At 63.2% G+C, this 16,063-nt stretch carries 16 protein-coding genes; 9 read left to right on the plus strand and 7 right to left on the minus strand.

From position 1 onward, the window contains the following. Positions 1 to 53: 53 nt before the first annotated feature. Positions 54 to 743 (plus strand): HAD family hydrolase, encoded by a 690-nt coding sequence (locus C7I87_RS09955; RefSeq protein WP_149904029.1) that lies wholly within the window; start codon positions 54 to 56, stop codon positions 741 to 743. A gap of 153 nt (positions 744 to 896) precedes the next feature. On the opposite strand, the gene C7I87_RS09960 is transcribed toward C7I87_RS09955, so the two are convergent. Continuing rightward, positions 897 to 1,358 (minus strand): cupin domain-containing protein, encoded by a 462-nt coding sequence (locus C7I87_RS09960; protein WP_149904030.1) that lies wholly within the window; start codon positions 1,356 to 1,358, stop codon positions 897 to 899. A 110-nt stretch (positions 1,359 to 1,468) separates the two neighbouring features. Here C7I87_RS09960 and C7I87_RS09965 point away from each other — a divergent pair, with 110 nt between their 5' ends. Then, positions 1,469 to 3,031, plus strand: coding sequence for a winged helix-turn-helix domain-containing tetratricopeptide repeat protein (locus tag C7I87_RS09965; protein WP_149904031.1), 1,563 nt, complete (start codon positions 1,469 to 1,471; stop codon positions 3,029 to 3,031). Between the two features lie 72 nt (positions 3,032 to 3,103). Here C7I87_RS09965 and C7I87_RS09970 read toward each other — a convergent pair whose 3' ends face one another. Beyond that, on the minus strand, positions 3,104 to 3,829 hold the full coding sequence (locus tag C7I87_RS09970; RefSeq protein ID WP_149904032.1) for a hypothetical protein: 726 nt from the start codon (positions 3,827 to 3,829) through the stop codon (positions 3,104 to 3,106). Between the two features lie 130 nt (positions 3,830 to 3,959). On the opposite strand from C7I87_RS09970, the gene thrC reads away from it, so the two are divergent. From thrC to C7I87_RS09990, 4 genes are read left to right on the plus strand one after another with little or no spacing between them, the layout of a single operon-like run. Further along, complete coding sequence (gene thrC, locus C7I87_RS09975; protein ID WP_149904033.1) at positions 3,960 to 5,354, plus strand: threonine synthase; 1,395 nt, start codon at positions 3,960 to 3,962, stop codon at positions 5,352 to 5,354. Positions 5,355 to 5,368: 14 nt separating this feature from the next. Continuing rightward, the gene (locus tag C7I87_RS09980; protein ID WP_149904034.1) at positions 5,369 to 6,661 is read left to right on the plus strand and encodes a M16 family metallopeptidase; all 1,293 of its coding nucleotides are present in this window, start codon (positions 5,369 to 5,371) and stop codon (positions 6,659 to 6,661) included. Between the two features lie 12 nt (positions 6,662 to 6,673). Continuing rightward, positions 6,674 to 7,270 carry a GNAT family N-acetyltransferase gene (locus C7I87_RS09985; protein WP_140661409.1) on the plus strand — a complete coding sequence of 199 codons (597 nt, stop codon included), beginning with the start codon at positions 6,674 to 6,676 and terminating at the stop codon, positions 7,268 to 7,270. Between the two features lie 3 nt (positions 7,271 to 7,273). Continuing rightward, complete coding sequence (locus C7I87_RS09990) at positions 7,274 to 10,162, plus strand: EAL domain-containing protein (RefSeq protein ID WP_149904035.1); 2,889 nt, start codon at positions 7,274 to 7,276, stop codon at positions 10,160 to 10,162. A gap of 8 nt (positions 10,163 to 10,170) precedes the next feature. On the opposite strand, the gene C7I87_RS09995 is transcribed toward C7I87_RS09990, so the two are convergent. Continuing rightward, on the minus strand, positions 10,171 to 10,779 hold the full coding sequence (locus tag C7I87_RS09995; RefSeq protein ID WP_149904036.1) for a YqgE/AlgH family protein: 609 nt from the start codon (positions 10,777 to 10,779) through the stop codon (positions 10,171 to 10,173). A 171-nt stretch (positions 10,780 to 10,950) separates the two neighbouring features. On the opposite strand from C7I87_RS09995, the gene C7I87_RS10000 reads away from it, so the two are divergent. The 3 genes from C7I87_RS10000 (at position 10,951) to C7I87_RS10010 (ending at position 12,892) form a co-directional block, all read left to right on the plus strand. Continuing rightward, entirely contained in the window at positions 10,951 to 11,757 is an 807-nt protein-coding gene (locus C7I87_RS10000; RefSeq protein WP_149904037.1) for a protein-disulfide reductase DsbD domain-containing protein, read from the plus strand. Between the two features lie 82 nt (positions 11,758 to 11,839). Beyond that, positions 11,840 to 12,322 (plus strand): peroxiredoxin, encoded by a 483-nt coding sequence (locus C7I87_RS10005; protein ID WP_149904038.1) that lies wholly within the window; start codon positions 11,840 to 11,842, stop codon positions 12,320 to 12,322. A gap of 93 nt (positions 12,323 to 12,415) precedes the next feature. Next, positions 12,416 to 12,892, plus strand: coding sequence for a DUF2938 domain-containing protein (locus tag C7I87_RS10010; protein WP_149904206.1), 477 nt, complete (start codon positions 12,416 to 12,418; stop codon positions 12,890 to 12,892). A gap of 2 nt (positions 12,893 to 12,894) precedes the next feature. On the opposite strand, the gene C7I87_RS10015 is transcribed toward C7I87_RS10010, so the two are convergent. From C7I87_RS10015 to ispH, 4 genes are read right to left on the minus strand one after another with little or no spacing between them, the layout of a single operon-like run. Next, the gene (locus C7I87_RS10015) at positions 12,895 to 13,467 is read right to left on the minus strand and encodes a histidine phosphatase family protein (RefSeq protein ID WP_149904039.1); all 573 of its coding nucleotides are present in this window, start codon (positions 13,465 to 13,467) and stop codon (positions 12,895 to 12,897) included. A gap of 38 nt (positions 13,468 to 13,505) precedes the next feature. Continuing rightward, positions 13,506 to 14,039, minus strand: coding sequence for a ribonuclease HI (gene rnhA, locus C7I87_RS10020; RefSeq protein ID WP_149904040.1), 534 nt, complete (start codon positions 14,037 to 14,039; stop codon positions 13,506 to 13,508). After that, entirely contained in the window at positions 14,036 to 15,013 is a 978-nt protein-coding gene (locus tag C7I87_RS10025) for a homoserine kinase (protein ID WP_149904041.1), read from the minus strand. Before C7I87_RS10025 ends, rnhA begins: the two co-directional genes overlap by 4 nt. A gap of 6 nt (positions 15,014 to 15,019) precedes the next feature. Further along, entirely contained in the window at positions 15,020 to 16,030 is a 1,011-nt protein-coding gene (gene ispH, locus C7I87_RS10030; RefSeq protein WP_149904042.1) for a 4-hydroxy-3-methylbut-2-enyl diphosphate reductase, read from the minus strand. Positions 16,031 to 16,063: the final 33 nt, after the last annotated feature.

Consider the following 16,063-nt stretch of genomic DNA (forward strand, 5'->3'; position numbering starts at 1 on the left):
CGCCGCTCGAGCCCCGAGTGGCCATCCCTTCATCCCCCATCGTCCGGATCACCATGCCCCAGCCAGACCTTGTCATCTTTGATTGCGACGGCGTGCTCGTCGATTCCGAAATTATCGCGGCGCGGGTCGAGGCCGAATTGATCACTCTGGCCGGATATGAAGTCTCGGCGGAGGAAATTGCCGAGACCTATGCCGGCCTGACCTTCAAGGACATCCTGATCCGGATCGAGGAGAAGTCCAAAATCCCGTTCCAGGTGTCGCTGATCGATCGCGCCGAGGAATTGGTCGACCGTAAACTGCGCAACGACGTTCGTGCGATCGAAGGCGTGCGCGAAGCGGTCGCCTCGGTCACGGCACAGCGCTGCATCTGCTCCAACTCACGTTCGGAGCGGATCGAGTTCATGCTGGAGAAGGTGCATCTGCTGCCATTCTTCGCCGGGCGCATCTTCTCGGCGATGGAGACGCCGACCGGAAAGACCAAACCGGCTCCGGACGTGTTCCTGCACGCCGCCGAAAAGCTCGGCGCCAACCCGGCGAACACCTTCGTCATCGAGGATTCCGTGCATGGCGTCACCGGCGCCAAGGCCGCCGGCATGCGCGTGATCGGTTTTACGGGCGCCAGCCACAGCTATCCCGGCCATGCCGATGTCCTGACGGAGGCCGGCGCCGAAACGGTGATCCGCCGCTGGGTGGAATTGAAAAGCGTGATAGCGGCGCTGTCGGAGTGGTCGGAAGACGCTTAGGGCGGCTCGCTGGAAACTCTGCTCGCGAAGATTTTCCAGCGCATCCGACCATCGCTCAGCCGGTGTCGTTCTCGAAAGCGTGTCCGGCGGCTCGCGGAAGAAAGGTCCGAACTCAGAAAAGCCGGGAGCGGCGATCGAAGTCTGGTGACGAGCCTACGTGCGCGTCGTCAAAGTCGAGAGCTGGTCGGTGTCGTAGCGATTTCGTAGATCGGCGAGCGCTTTTGGATCCGGCGCCCCCTGCGCCGCAAGTCTGGCGAGCTCTTCGAAATAATGCTCATGGCCAGGCGGAGAAACGGTCATCAGCACGCGAGCCGGTTTCTCGCTGACATTGGTGATGTTGTGCGGCACCCCCGGCGGGATGAACAGAAAGGTTCCAGGCGTCGCGCGGACCGTCTCGTCGCCGAAATGCCACTCACACTCGCCGTCTAGCAGGTAGAAAGTCTCCTCCTGCACCCGGTGCACATGCCGCCCGGTGGCGAACTGCGGCGGGATCGTCCAATCGAACATGCTGGTGTGCCTGGTATTCTCGCGGGTTACGAGGAAAGCCATGGGATGACCTCGCAGCATGACGCCCTTCTTCTCATCGGGCCTGCGGATGAAGGCATTGGCGCTCATATGACCCTCCTTTGGCTGGGGCGCATGCTTCTAACAAGCATTTGTCCAACATCGGCCGTTCGTGGCGGAAAGTCGTGAATCCGTTCCCAAAAATTTGCTAAAAGACTCTGATGACCGTAAGGGGCGACCTCTACCAGTTCGGCCCGTTCCGCCTCGATCCGGAGGTGGGCATTCTCTTTTGCAGGGGTAAGCCGACCATACTTGGGCAACGCGCCGTCGCCCTGCTGCGCCTGCTGATCCAGAATGCGGGCGTTCCCGTATCCAAGGATGCGCTGATCGAGGCCGGCTGGGGCGGATTGGCGATTGCCGATAACAACTTGACGGTGCAGATCGCAGCCTTGCGCCGCGTCCTGGCTGACACAGCGAATGTCGAGAGCTGGATCGAAACATTGCCGCGCCGCGGCTATCGCTATGTCGGACCGGCTGTCACCAGGAATGTTCCTGATGCCTCGGCCGCCGTCCGCGCCGCGTCGGCGCCGACCTTGCCTGAGAAACCTTCCATCGCGGTCCTGCCGTTCTCCAACTTGAGCGACGATCCGCAGCAGGAGTACTTTGCCGATGGAATGGTGGACGACATCATCACAGGCCTAGCGCGCATCGAGTGGTTGTTCGTCATCGCACGAAACTCGACCTTCACCTACAAGGGTCGCGTCGCGGACGTGAAGCAGGTCGGTCGAGAGCTCGGCGTTCGCTATGTCCTCGAAGGCAGTGTGCGCAAGGCCGGCGGCAATGTGCGTGTTACCGGGCAGATGATCGATGCATCGACCGGTGCACATGTATGGGCCGAGCGCTACGACCGCAGTTCCGAAGACATCTTTGCGCTTCAAGACGAGATCGCGCTGTCGGCAGTGGGCGCAATTGCGCCGAGCGTGCGGAAAGCCGAAATCGAACGTGTCAGGCGGAAACGGCCCGACAGTCTCGACGCCTACGATCTCGTGCTGCAAGCCCAGCCTGACGTCGATTCAGGCATGCCGAGGCAAGTGACCAGAGCGCTGCCGCTTCTTGACCGTGCTATCGCACTCGAGCCGACTTATGCGCTGGCGCATGGCAATGCCGCGATGTGCCACCATTGCCTGTTTCTTCGCGCCGGGTTGCAGGAGATCAACCGTGCGTCTTCGATCCGTCACGCCCGGTCTGCCATTGTCAATGGCCAGGACGATGCGCTCGCGCTGACTTGGGCCGGCTTTTCCATCGGAATGGATGCGCATGATCGCGCCGCTGCATTTACTGCTTTGGAAGCCGCGCTCGCCATCAGCCCGTCATCGGCGCTGACCTACATTCTTGGCAGCGTCATCCTCGGATGGAGCGGCGAAGCTGAGCGCGCGATTGAATGGAGCGAGCAAGGTATGCGGCTAAGCCCGTTCGATTCGTGGACTTGGGCGGCTTTTGATGCTCAAGCAATGAGCCATTTGTTGCGCGGCCGTTACGAAGAAGCTTGCCGTGCGGCCTACAAGTCCGTTCAAGCCAACCCGGCGCACAGCATCACCTATGTTCAATTGGCCGCCGCGCTGGCCAACCTTGGCCGATTGGATGAAGCGAGGGTGGCCGCAGCTCGCGTGCTCGAGCTTCAGCCTGGCTTTCGCTACAGCCGCCAGTTCGCAGGCGTGAACTGCGCGCCCGCGCTCGCCGAGGCTCTTGGTAGCGCACTACGGCGCGCAGGACTGCCCGAATAGCCGGACGGACTGCGTGGGGCCTTTGTGACGATGCGCCTTCGGCAAACTTGCCGCCAGTCGTCTGGACTTGGTTCAGTTCGCTGCCGCGGCTTTCTTTTTCTTGCGCTTCGGCTTGTCGGTCGTCGCCTTGGGCGCGGTTTCGTCATAGCCGGCATAGGCCTGATAGTCCGCGGCCGTTGGGGCCGGTACGACGATATTGGAATCGGTGAAGACAAACTGGGTCGCGACCGAGGGATCGGTCACCTGAACCTGATACTGGTGGATCTGCGAATAAAGTACGTCGGTACCATGCATGACCGCCGTGCGGATCGGCATGGTGATGGTGCCCGGCGTGAACTTCGGCCCTGGTACGATCTTGCCGGCAACCGCGATCTTCATCGTCAGCCGTCCATCGGCACGGCTGCAATCGCGGGTCACGTCGCTGATCGATGCCTGATAAATGATCCTCGCCGAATCGTCGGGCGGCGTAGCAGCGGCGGCGTCAGCCGCGGCCTGGGCCGCGGCATCCGCAGCGGCGTCGCCGGTCTTCTTGAGCTTCGGCTTGGGCTTCTGGACCTCATTGACATAGGTGTTGAAGAAGGCCGTGCCATCGCGCACCGTCACCCTTGGGCAATAGGCGTTCAGCTGGCTGGCCAGCACCTTGGGATCCTGCGGCGGCGGTGGCGCCGTCGGGTCCTTCTTGCCGAAACCGAGGTTCAGGATGCCATTGTCGCCGGATTGGCAGCCGGCGGCGGCAAGCATAAAGCCCGTGAGCGCAAGACCCGCCAAAAAGCGACCACTTGATATACGAAACGCCATGAAACTGCACTTCCCTCTCGCAAAGCTGGTGACGTATATCAACCGCGCGGCAAAAATGCGACTAGAGCCGGTGCAGAAATTAACCACCTTGTGGTGAACGGAAAAACCAGGCGGCAAACGGATCTGTGACATGCACTATGTGAGTACCCGCGGGGAAGCGCCCGCGCTTGGATTTTCCGACGCCATCCTGGCTGGCCTGGCGCGCGATGGCGGGCTCTATGTGCCGCGCGAATGGCCGCACTTCTCGGCCGCCGACATCCGCGCCATGCGCGGCCTTGCCTATCCGGACCTCGCCATCCGCGTGCTGACGCCGTTCCTCGGCGGCGAGATCGCCGCACCGGTCTTCGAGCGCCTCGTCCGCGAAGCCTATGCCACCTTCCGCCATGAGGCTGTCTGTCCGCTGGTGCAGACCGGCGCCAACACTTTTGTCCTCGAACTCTTTCATGGGCCGACGCTGGCGTTCAAGGACGTGGCGATGCAGTTGCTTGCCCGGCTGATGGACCATGTGCTTGCCGAACGCGGCCAGCATGCGACCATCGTCGGCGCCACATCGGGCGATACCGGTGGGGCGGCCATCGATGCCTTTGCCGGGCGCAGCCGCACCGACATCTTCATCCTTTTTCCGCATGGCCGCGTCTCGCCGGTGCAGCAGCGGCAAATGACGACGTCGAAGGCTGGAAATGTCCATGCGCTGGCAATCGAGGGCAATTTCGACGACTGTCAGGGCCTGCTGAAGGACATGTTCAACGATCACGGCTTTCGCGACCGGGTGTCGCTGTCGGGGGTCAATTCGATCAACTGGGCGCGCATCATGGCCCAGATCGTCTATTATTTCTCCTCGGCATTGTCGCTCGGCGCGCCGGACAGGCCGGTGTCGTTCACGGTGCCGACAGGCAATTTCGGCGATATCTTCGCCGGCTATGCCGCCAAGAAGATGGGCCTGCCGATCGAACGGCTGGTCATCGCCACCAACGACAACGACATATTGGCACGCACCTTCGCGACCGGCGAGTACCGCACCAAGGGCGTTTTTGCGACCACCTCGCCGTCGATGGACATCCAGGTGTCGTCGAATTTCGAACGCCTGCTGTTCGAGGCGTCCAACCGCAACGCGGCAACGGTGCGGCGCTACATGGCAGGCCTGAAGCAATCGGGCGCCTTTACCATCGAAGCCCAGGAAATTGCCGGGATGCGGTCCGAATTCGACGCCGGCCGTGCCGATATGGAGGAGGTCGCCGATACCATCCGCTCGACGCTGACAAACAGCAACTACCTGCTCGATCCGCATACGGCGGCAGCCATGCATGTGGCGGCGGGCAAGGCTGGCGCGGTCCCGATGGTGGTGCTGGGCACCGCCCATCCGGCGAAATTCCCGGCCGCCGTCGCGGCCGCCAGCGGCGTCTCGCCCGCCCTGCCCGCATGGCTAGGGGGATTGATGACATTTGAGGAAAAATACACGGTACTTCCATCCGACCTCAAAATGGTGGAAGATTATGTCAGCCGCCGCGCGCGGGCGGCGCGTTAGGGAGTACAAGCCATATGGGTGTTGAGGTAAGCCGTCTGTCGAACGGCCTGACAGTCGCCACCGAAACCCTTCCAAGTATCGAATCGGTTGCCTTGGGTGCCTGGGTCAAGTCGGGTGCCCGCAATGAACGCGAAGAAGAGCATGGCATGGCCCATCTGCTCGAGCACATGGCGTTCAAGGGGACGAAGCGGCGAAGCGCCTTCGAGATCGCCTCGGAAATCGAGGACGTCGGCGGCGAGATCAATGCCGCCACCAGTGTCGAGACCACATCCTACTACGCCAGGGTGCTCTCCGACGATGTGCCGCTGGCCGTCGACATCCTGTCCGACATCCTGCAGGAGTCCGAATTCGACCCGCAGGAACTCGAGCGCGAGCAGCACGTCATCCTGCAGGAGATCGGCGCCGCGCACGACACGCCCGACGACATCGTCTTCGACCGATTCACCGAGACGGCCTTCCGCCACCAGACCATCGGGCGCTCGATCCTGGGCACGCCCGAAACCGTAAAATCCTTCACCTCCAAGCAGTTGCACGATTTCATCGAACGCCAATACGGCGCCGAGCGGATGGTGATCGTGGCCGCCGGCGACATCAAGCACGACAAGTTCGTGCGCGAGGTCGAAAACCGGCTTGGCGGCTTCCGCAGCAAGGCCGACAGCACCATTCCGCAATACGCGCAATATGTCGGCGGCGATTTCCGCGAGGACCGCGACCTGATGGACGCGCAGATCGTGCTGGGCTTCGAGGGCCGCGCTTACCATGTGCGCGATTTCTACGCCTCGCAGGTGCTGTCGATGATCCTCGGCGGCGGCATGTCATCGCGCCTGTTCCAGGAAGTCCGCGAGAAACGCGGCCTCTGCTATTCGGTCTATGCCTTCCACTGGGGCTTTTCCGACACGGGCATATTCGGCGTCCATGCCGCCACGGGGCAGAGCGACATCGCCAAACTGGTGCCCGTCATCGTCGACGAGTTGCAGAAGGCCGGCGAAAACATTCTGCAGGAGGAACTCGACCGTGCACGCGCCCAGTATCGCGCCGGGCTGATCATGTCCGCCGAAAGCCCGGCCAGCCGCGCCTCGCAGATCGCCCGGCAACTGCTCCTTTTCGGCCGTCCGATCGCAAAGGAAGAGCTGATGGAGCGGCTGGCGGCACTGACGGTCGAGCGCTTGACCGATCTGTCGTCGCGGATGTTTTCGACCAAGCCGACGCTTACCGCTGTCGGGCCCGTGGGTACGCTGGCACCATACGAGGCGATCCTCGATTCGCTTCCTGGCACACAGACCACGGCCCGCAGACTCGCCGTTTAAGTCCCAAGCGCCGTGTTCGCGCTCCCTTTCTTTCGCCGTGACCTGCCGGCACTGAAGGGCAACCTCGTCACGCTGCGCGTGCCGTTCACCAACGACTACCGCGAGTGGTCGGCGGTGCGCGGCGAAAGCCGGGCGTTCCTGGAGCCCTGGGAGCCACGCTGGACCCCGGACGAACTCGACCGCACGGCATGGCGCCTGCGCATCAGCCGCTACCGCGAGGACTACGCACAGGGAACAGCGATCGCCTTCTTCATCTTTGAGAAGTCGAGCGGCAAGCTGGCCGGCGGCATTACGCTCGGCAACATACGCCACGGCGTCTCGCAAAGCGGCCATGTCGGCTACTGGATCGGCGAGCGCTTCGGCGGCCGCGGCCTGATGACCGACGCGGTCAAGGTGGTGGCCCGCTTCGCCTTCGATACGCTGAGGTTGCACCGGATCGAAGCCGCCTGTATTCCCGACAATATCAGGTCGATCCGCGTGCTTGAAAAAGCCGGATTCCGGCGCGAAGGACTTCTGCGATCCTATCTCAGGATCAACGGCATCTGGCAGGACCACTACCTCTACGCCCGGATCGCCGACGATCCGCCGGGCGCTGGAACGAAGGACTGATTTTTGACGAATTTCCTGCGAAAAGGGCCGCTGTTCGCCTTTCTGCTGGCGACGATGCTGACGCTGTGCGCGGCTTCGTCGGCCTTTGCCGTGGAGCCCATCAAGATTGCGCGCGACGATGTCGCGCTCGACCTGTCGCGCGCCGTCGAGATCTACCGCAACCAGGGTGAGAACTTCCAGGTGTCGACCGCGCCCGGGCCGGACGGCATCGTGCGACGCATCGAGGTCGAGGCCAACGACGCCCGCTCGACCGGCGACTGGGCGGTCTTCGCGCTCGCCAACACCACCGACCAGCAGCTCGACAGGTTGATCGTCGCGCCGCATTTCCGGCTGGTGAATTCCGGCATCTTCTGGCCGGATCTGGGCTCGACGCGCATCGCCGCCATCACACCCAGCGAAGGCTTCGCGCTCGACCGTCAGACCAGCCCCGACGCCGACGTGTTCCGGGTGACGCTGAACCCCGGCACGGTGATCACCTTCATCGCCGAACTCGCCTCGCCGAAGCTGCCGCAGGTCTACCTCTGGGATCCGGAATCCTACAAGGATTCGGTCAATTCCTACACGCTGTTTCGCGGCATCGTCATCGGCATCGCAGGCCTTCTGGCGCTGTTCCTGACCATCCTGTTCGTCGTCAAGGGAACGTCGATGTTCCCGGCGACGGCAGCCCTTGCCTGGGCGGTGCTTGCCTATATCTGCGTCGATTTCGGCTTCCTAAACAAGGTCATCGAGATTTCGCCCGGCAACGAGCAGATGTGGCGGGCCGGAACGGAGGTGGCACTGGCGGCGACCTTCGTGGTCTTCCTGTTCGCCTATCTCAACCTCAACCGATGGCACGGCCACTTCAGCTATGGCGCCCTTGTCTGGATCCTGGGCCTGCTGCTGATCGCCGGCGTCGCCATCGTCGATCCGGCGGTCGCCGCCGGCATCGCCCGCATCTCGTTTGCCGCCACGGCGCTGACCGGGCTCGGGCTGATCATCTTCCTCGGCATTCGTGGTTACGACCGAGCGATCATGCTGGTGCCCAGTTGGGTGATGGTACTGCTGTGGCTGTGCGGGTCGTGGATGGCGATCACCGGCATGCTCGACAACGACATCGCCCAGCCGGCGCTTGGCGGTGGGCTGATCCTGATCATCCTGTTGATCGGCTTCACCGTCATGCAGCACGCCTTTGCGGGCGGTGCGCTGCATCAGGGGCTGTTCTCCGACCTCGAGCGGCAGGCGCTGGCCGTCGCGGGATCGGGCGACACGGTGTGGGACTGGGACGTGCTGCGCGACCGTGTGGTGACCAAACCCGATGTCAGCATCCAACTTGGCCTGGCACCGAACAGCCTGGGCGGCGCGGCACGCAACTGGCTGCCAGTGCTGCATGCCGATGATCGCGATACGTTCCGCACGACGCTCGACGTGGTGCTCGAACACCGCCGCGGCCGAGTTGCACAGAATTTCCGCCTGCGCGGCGCCGACGGGCACTATCACTGGTTTGCCCTGCGCGCCCGTCCGGTGATCGGGTCGGACGGCGAGGTGATCCGCTGCGTCGGCACCATGGTCGACGTCACCGAACAGAAGAAGTCCGAGGAGCGGCTGCTGCACGACGCCGTGCACGACAATCTGACCGGCCTGCCGAACCGCGAATTGTTCATGAACCGGCTGGAGGCGATCATTTCGATTGCCCGCACCGAAGAGAAGGTGCGTCCGACCGTCTTCGTCATCGACATCGACCGCTTCAAGCAGGTCAATGACGGGCTCGGCATCTCGGCCGGCGACACCATCCTGCTCACCATAGCGCGCCGCCTGCACCGGCTGTTGAAGCCGAAGGATTCGCTGTCGCGCTTCGCCGGCGACCAGTTCGCGCTGATGCTGCTGTCCGAGCAGGACCCCGCCCGCATCGCCGGCGTGGCCGATGCCATCAAGCATGCGATCAACAACCCGATCACCTTTGCGAAGCGCGAGATCGTGCTGACCGCCTCGATCGGCCTGATCACCTGGACCTCGGCGCAGACCTCTGCCGAGGACATGGTCAAGGACGCCGAGCTTGCCATGCATCAGGCCAAGCGCTTCGGCGGCGACAGGATCGAGCCGTTCCGTCCTGCGTTCCGCACCGTTGGCACCGACCGCCTGCAGTTCGAATCCGACCTGCGGCGCGCCATCGAGCGGCGCGAATTCACGCTGGCCTACCAGCCGATCGTGCGCCTGGAGGACGGCAGCGTCGCCGGCTTCGAAGCGTTGCTGCGCTGGGACCATCCACGCCGCGGCATGATCCCGCCGGCCGATTTCATCCCGGTCGCCGAAAGCTGCGGACTGATCGTACAGCTTGGGCTGTTCGCCATGCAGCAGGCGGCCGAGGATCTCGCAGGATGGCAAAAGCAGATCGGCGACGCGCCGCTGTCGGTCTCGGTCAACCTGTCCAGCCGCCAGCTCATCCGCCGCGACCTGGTCAGCGATGTGCGTTCCGTGATCGCACGGGCCAACCTGAAGCCGCGCTGCTTCCGGCTCGAACTCACCGAGTCCCTGGTCATGGACAATCCCGAACAGACCGCCCACGTGCTGACCAAGCTGAAACAGCTCGGCATCGGCCTTTCGCTGGACGATTTCGGCACCGGCTACTCATCGCTCGCCTATCTGACGCGGTTCCCGTTCGATACGATCAAGATCGACAAGAGCTTCGTCGACGACAGCACGCCCAAGCGCGCGGTGCTGCTCAAATCCATGGTCAACATGGCGCATGAGCTCGGCCTGTCGGTGGTCGCCGAGGGCATATCGGACGAGCGCGATGCGCTGGAACTGCGCCAGATGGGTTGCGAATATGTGCAGAGCTTCATGTTCGGCGCGCCGATGCCGGGCGACCAGGTGCTGAAGACGCTGAAGGAACAGTATCCGCTGACACAGGCGTGAGTAGAATCTCAGGCGTGGCCGGCAGCCAGGCTGAGATGGGCGAGATCGATGCCGATGGAGGCGAGAATCCGGTCGTATTTGCGCTCGATGTCGGCGTCGAACAGCAATTCCGGCGTCGCCGGGCAAGTCAGCCAGCCGTTCTCGGAGATCTCGGTTTCCAGTTGGCCCGCGCCCCAGCCGGAATAGCCGAGCGCCATCAGCGCGCGGCGCGGCCCGCGTCCTGACGATATCGCCCGCAATATGTCGACGGTCGCTGTCAGGCAGATGTCATCGGAAACGGTGAGCGAGGATTCCACGCGGTAGTCGCCCGAATGGAGGACGAAGCCTCGGCTGCGGTCGACAGGCCCGCCATTGCGCACTACGAAATCGCGCGCCTGCGCCGGAAGGCGGATCGCCTCCAACTCGTTCATGATGCCGAGCTGCACCAGAAGGTCCGGAAACAGCATCTGCTGTGTCTGGTTGATGATCAGGCCCATCGCGCCTTCATCGCTGTGGGCGCAGATGTAGATGACCGAGCGCGTGAAACGATCATCCTTCATGCCAGGCATGGCAATCAGGAACTGATCGTCGAGAAAGCCGCCGCCGGCGGCTGTCTTCTTGTGGCGCAACAAATCCATGCCAGGCAGGGTACCGTGTTTCCCGGGCGTCGAAAAGATGCGCCGTACCGGATTCGACCAAAGCCCATATTGCTAGACCGTCTTGGCTTGCCCGCGAAGGTCACGCAAATATGATATCAGCAAGGCCATGAAATCATTGCGCGGCCACGAACGGACGGCCAAATCACCGCCATGCAAAGCTTGAAGATCCTGTTGCTCGGCGCCGCCATCGGATTGGCAACCGCCCTTCCCGCCACCGCCTCGTCATCCGCCTGGTACAACAGCGAGGGCGGCAAGGTGCGGCTGGTGACATCAGGCAAGCCGGACGATGCCGGCCGTATCCAGGGTGTTCTCGATATCGCGCTCAAACCCGGCTGGAAGACCTATTGGCGCGACCCGGGTGACGCAGGTGTGCCGCCGCAGCTCGACATATCGGCCAGCACCAATATTGCCGATGCGGCACTGTCTTTTCCCGCGCCGCAGCGCCACGACGATGGCTATGGCAAATGGGCCGGCTACAACTACCCGGTTTCGCTGCCAGTGACGTTCGCGCTGGCGACGCCAAACCAGCCGGCTGTCATCAATGCCGACATCTTTCTCGGCATTTGTGAAACCATCTGCATCCCCGTGCAGACACGGCTGAGCGTCGACCCCGCTTCCGATCCCGACAATGCCGACGACGCGGCATTGGTAAAGGCGGGTTTCACGGCATTGCCCGCGGCGGCAAAGCCTGACTTTGGTGTCAAGGTGCTGCCGGGCGATCACGAGACGCTGGTGGTCGAGGCGAGTTTCCCTGGCGATCCGCGGGCAGCGGATTTCTTCGTCGCCGGCGAGCGCGATTACATGTTCGGTACCCCTTCCCGCGCGGAAAAGGACGGCAAGTTGATCTTCACCGTGCCGATCCTCGATCGCCCCTCGACGACGCCGACGGACGGCGGGCTCCACTACACACTGACGAGTTCGGCGGGCGCAGTCGAAGGGCTGTTGCCTTTCCCTTGATACCGCTGCAGCGATGGTTGCGGGAACCCGCCGAGTTCGCTAGGCAAGCACGCGTCCTTCCCATTCCCCAAGCGAGGAATTCATGACCATCTCCGTTGGCGACAAGCTGCCCGAGGCGACCTTCAAGACCATGACAGCCGACGGCCCCAAGCCGATCACGTCGGCCGAGATTTTTCCGGGCAAGAAAGTGGTGCTGTTCGGCGTTCCTGGCGCCTTCACGCCGACCTGCAGCAACAACCATCTGCCCGGCTATCTCGAGAACCATGACGCGATCCTGGCGCGCGGTGTCGACACCATCGCCGTCGTTTCGGTCAATGACGTCCACGTCATGGGAGCCTGGGCGCGCTTCACTGGCGGCGAAGGCAAAATCCTGTTCCTCGCCGACGGCAATGGCGATTTCGCCAAAGCTGTCGGTCTCGACGCGGACCATTCCGGTGGCGGCATGGGCCTGCGCTCGAAGCGGTTTTCGATGATTGTCGACGACGGCAAGGTCATCGCGCTCAACGTCGAGACCAAACCCGGCGTCGATGAGTCCGGCGCAGCTCATATTCTCGGCCAGCTCTGAACTTCGACGGCCGGTCAGGCGAGGCCGCAACGGCTGCTCTCGCCTGACAAGCGGCTGCGCTCCAGAACTGCCGGCTCCAAGGGGATTCCAATGATGTTCGACATCTTCTGGCGCGCTATCGCGATCGGCGTCGGCGCCACCATCCTGATGGATATCTGGGCCTTCTTCCTGCACAAGGCGTTCGGCCAGCCACGGCCGAACTGGGGACCGGTCGGGCGCTGGGTCTGGCACCTCGGCGACAAGGTGTTTCATGACGACATCGGCGATGCGGCGCCCTACGCCCACGAGAAAGCGCTGGGCTGGGCCTTCCATTACTTCGTCGGCATCGTCTCCGGCATCATCCTGGTGGTGCTGGCCGGCGCAGGCTGGCTGACCTCGCCGACCTTCCTGCCGGCCTTCATCCTCGGCATCGTCACAGTCGGTGCCGGCTGGTTCCTGCTGGCGCCAGGCATGGGCGCTGGCTGGGCCGCTTCAAAGCGGCCGAACCCGATGCAGATCCGCGCCCTCAACCTGGTGTCACACACCATGTTCGCGCTTGGGCTTTGGGGCACGGCGCTGCTGATCCGCTGAGTTCATGGCTGCTCCAGCCTGTCGATCGGCCGCCATCCATGGATGATGCGGCGCGCGCCGATATCGTAGGCGAAATAGTTGCCACCGCCCGCTGGCTGATCCGCGTCGCGGCAGATCTCCCGCCCGCTGAGCGACAGCAGCAGGAGCGTACCGACACCGCCATGTCCGACAAAGGCGACATCTCCGGCGCCGCCGGCAGCGACCTCGCTCACGATGCGCTGCTGAGCGTCGATGGCCCGCTCCCAGCCACGAATGCTTTCGTGCGGATTGGCGAAGAACTGGTCGGCGACCGCCTCGAACTCCAGAGGCGGCAGGAAACCCGTCGCCGAACGGTCGTTCTCATGCATCCGCTCCCTCGCCTGCACGGTCAGGTATAGATGCCGACCGAGCACCTCGGCGGTTTCAACGGCCTTGCGTTCACCTGACGACACCACACGCCCGATCGACGCGATCCACGGCTGGTTCAGCATTGCGTGGGCCCTGGCGCAGCCGATGTCGGAGAGGCCCCAATCCGGTACCGGAATGGTGGCATCGATCTGAACCTGAGGATGGGTGATGTAGTAGGCGATCGGCATGACAGAAACCCTTCGGCCGGCCGCCGCGAAACAGGAGCTCAATAGCTCTGGGTCGAACGGCGCGCCTTCGAGGCCAGCGGCTGTTTAGCCTCGACATCAGGCTTTGGCGCTGACGCTGCCGGCCTGAAAGGCCCCTTCTTGAACGGCGCCATGCCTTCTCTTGCCAGTTCGTCGGCACGCTCGTTCTCGGTATGGCCGGCATGGCCCCTCACCCAGTTCCAGGTGACCTTGTGGCGCCGGTTGGCCTCGTCCAGCGCCTGCCAGAGCTCGCCGTTCTTGACCGGCTTCTTGTCGGCGGTTTTCCAGCCGTTCTTCTTCCAGCCGTGGATCCATTTGGAAATGCCGTCCATGACGTATTTGCTGTCGGTATGGAGTTCGACGGTGCAAGGCTCCTTCAACGCATTCAGCGCCGAAATGGCCGCCAGCAACTCCATGCGGTTGTTGGTCGTCTCGGCCTCGCCGCCGGAAAGCTCCTTGGTCGTGCCGTTGAAGCGCAGGATCGCGCCCCAGCCGCCGGGACCGGGATTGCCGGAACAGGCGCCGTCGGTAAAGATTTCAACCTGCTTGCTCATGATGCCCCATCTTCGGCCAATCCATATTCCGAAGGAGATCTGATCGCGCGATGGAATCGCATCCTTCTGATGTATTCGGTCGGGTCGCGTTTCATGACCAGCCCGCCACCGGGGACGGTCAGCCAGTCGTAAAGCCGGGTCAGCATGAAGCGCAGCGCCGAGCCGCGCGCCAGCATCGGCAGCGCCGCCTTCTCCTCCGCGCTCAGGGGGCGCACGCTCTGATAACCGGCAAGCAAAGCCTTGCCCTTGGTGAGGTTGAAGGAAAAATCCTTCTCGAAGGACCAGGCGTTGAGGCAGGTGGCGACGTCGTAGGCGTAGAGATCGTCGCAGGCGAAATAGAAATCGATAAGACCCGAAAGCTTCTCGCCCAGGAAAAAGACATTATCCGGGAAAAGATCGGCATGGATGATGCCCTCGGGGAGACCCTTGGGCCAGTTATGCTCGAAATCGGCGAAGTCGGCATCGACCTCGGCCGCAAGGCCCGGCTCGACCTCGTCAGCGCGGTCGCGAGATGCGTCCCAAAGCTTGCGCCAACCGTCGAGAGCGAGCGCATTCGGGCGCCTCATCGAAAAATCGGCGCCGGCCAGATGCAGCGCGGCCAGCGCCTTGCCAACCTCGGCGCAATGCGTCGCTGCCGGTCGCCGCAGCGAAAGCCCTTCGAGAAAGGTAATGATGACGGCCGGCCGGCCAGCCAACGTGCCGATGACGCTGCCGTCATGCGCGGTCACCGGCAGCGGGCAGGACACCCCCTTGTTGGCGAGATGGCCCATCAGCCCGAGGAAAAACGGCAGGTCCGCCTTCTCGACCCGCTTTTCATAGAGCGTCAGGATGTAAGAGCCGCTGGAGGTGTGCAGCAGGAAGTTCGAATTCTCGGTGCCTTCGGCGATGCCCTTGTAGGACAGGAGATCGCCGACCGGGTAGTGCTTCAGGAAAGCGCCGAGTTCGCCCTCCGCAACGTCGGTGTAGACCGCCATGGCCGTTCACGCGGCCCCGTTGACGAAGGCCATGTCGGCCGGCGTCAGTTCGACATCGCGCAATACCCGCATGACCGGAAAATCCTCTGTTTCGGTGGCCGTGATGGCCAGGTCGATGGTCACATCGAAACGCTGGCGGAACGCGTCGATGATCTCGTCGACGATGATCTCCGGCGCCGATGCCCCCGCCGACAGGCCGAGCGTCGAAATGCCGCCGATGTCATTCCACGGAATTTCGGCGGCGCGCTGCACGAGAAGCGACATGGCGGCGCCGGCACGCTCCGCTACTTCGACAAGGCGGCGCGAATTCGAGGAGTTGGGAGCGCCGACGATCAGATAGAGGTCAGCACCCGGGGCGGTGTCCTTGACCGCTTCCTGGCGGTTGGTGGTGGCGTAGCAGATCGATTCCGCCGCCGGCGCCTGCAGGTCCGGAAAGCGCTCCTGCAGTGCGCGGATGATGCCGGCGGTATCCTCGACCGACAGCGTGGTCTGGGTGACGAAGCCGAGTGCCTTCGGGTCAGTGGGCATAAGCCGGGCGGCATCGGTCTCGGTCTCGACCAGCGTTACTGCGCCTTCCGGCAACTGCCCCATGGTGCCGATCACCTCGGGGTGCCCGGCATGGCCGATCAGCAGAACGTGGCGCCCAAGCCGCTGATGCCGCATCGCCTGTTTGTGGACCTTGGAGACTAGCGGACAGGTTGCGTCGAGATAGAACAGGTTGCGCGCCTGCGCGTCCGCCGGCACTGACTTGGGCACACCGTGCGCCGAGAAGACGACCGGCGACTGCCGATGTTCGGCCGGGATTTCGGAAAGTTCCTCGATGAAGACCGCGCCAAGGCTTTGCAGCCCCTCGACGACATAGCGGTTGTGCACGATCTCGTGGCGGACATAGACCGGCGCGCCATATTTCTTCAGTGCCAGCACGACAATCTGGATGGCACGGTCCACGCCCGCGCAAAAACCGCGCGGCTGGCAGAGCCGGATCGTCAGAGGAGGCTTGGCGATTGTGTGAAGCATCAAATCCTGCCGGTTGGTCAGTGCCGAAATGAG

The sequence above is a fragment of the Mesorhizobium sp. SARCC-RB16n genome (genome assembly GCF_008520305.1).
Classification (GTDB): domain Bacteria; phylum Pseudomonadota; class Alphaproteobacteria; order Rhizobiales; family Rhizobiaceae; genus Mesorhizobium.

Coding starts and splice junctions, on each gene's coding strand:
- C7I87_RS09955 (WP_149904029.1), top strand. CDS start 54: ATGCCCCAGCCAGACCTTGTCATCTTTGATTGCGACGGCGTGCTCGTC.
- C7I87_RS09960 (WP_149904030.1), bottom strand. CDS start 1,358: ATGAGCGCCAATGCCTTCATCCGCAGGCCCGATGAGAAGAAGGGCGTC.
- C7I87_RS09965 (WP_149904031.1), top strand. CDS start 1,469: ATGACCGTAAGGGGCGACCTCTACCAGTTCGGCCCGTTCCGCCTCGAT.
- C7I87_RS09970 (WP_149904032.1), bottom strand. CDS start 3,829: ATGGCGTTTCGTATATCAAGTGGTCGCTTTTTGGCGGGTCTTGCGCTC.
- thrC (WP_149904033.1), top strand. CDS start 3,960: ATGCACTATGTGAGTACCCGCGGGGAAGCGCCCGCGCTTGGATTTTCC.
- C7I87_RS09980 (WP_149904034.1), top strand. CDS start 5,369: ATGGGTGTTGAGGTAAGCCGTCTGTCGAACGGCCTGACAGTCGCCACC.
- C7I87_RS09995 (WP_149904036.1), bottom strand. CDS start 10,779: ATGGATTTGTTGCGCCACAAGAAGACAGCCGCCGGCGGCGGCTTTCTC.
- C7I87_RS10000 (WP_149904037.1), top strand. CDS start 10,951: ATGCAAAGCTTGAAGATCCTGTTGCTCGGCGCCGCCATCGGATTGGCA.
- C7I87_RS10005 (WP_149904038.1), top strand. CDS start 11,840: ATGACCATCTCCGTTGGCGACAAGCTGCCCGAGGCGACCTTCAAGACC.
- C7I87_RS10010 (WP_149904206.1), top strand. CDS start 12,416: ATGTTCGACATCTTCTGGCGCGCTATCGCGATCGGCGTCGGCGCCACC.
- C7I87_RS10015 (WP_149904039.1), bottom strand. CDS start 13,467: ATGCCGATCGCCTACTACATCACCCATCCTCAGGTTCAGATCGATGCC.
- rnhA (WP_149904040.1), bottom strand. CDS start 14,039: ATGAGCAAGCAGGTTGAAATCTTTACCGACGGCGCCTGTTCCGGCAAT.
- C7I87_RS10025 (WP_149904041.1), bottom strand. CDS start 15,013: ATGGCGGTCTACACCGACGTTGCGGAGGGCGAACTCGGCGCTTTCCTG.
- ispH (WP_149904042.1), bottom strand. CDS start 16,030: ATGCTTCACACAATCGCCAAGCCTCCTCTGACGATCCGGCTCTGCCAG.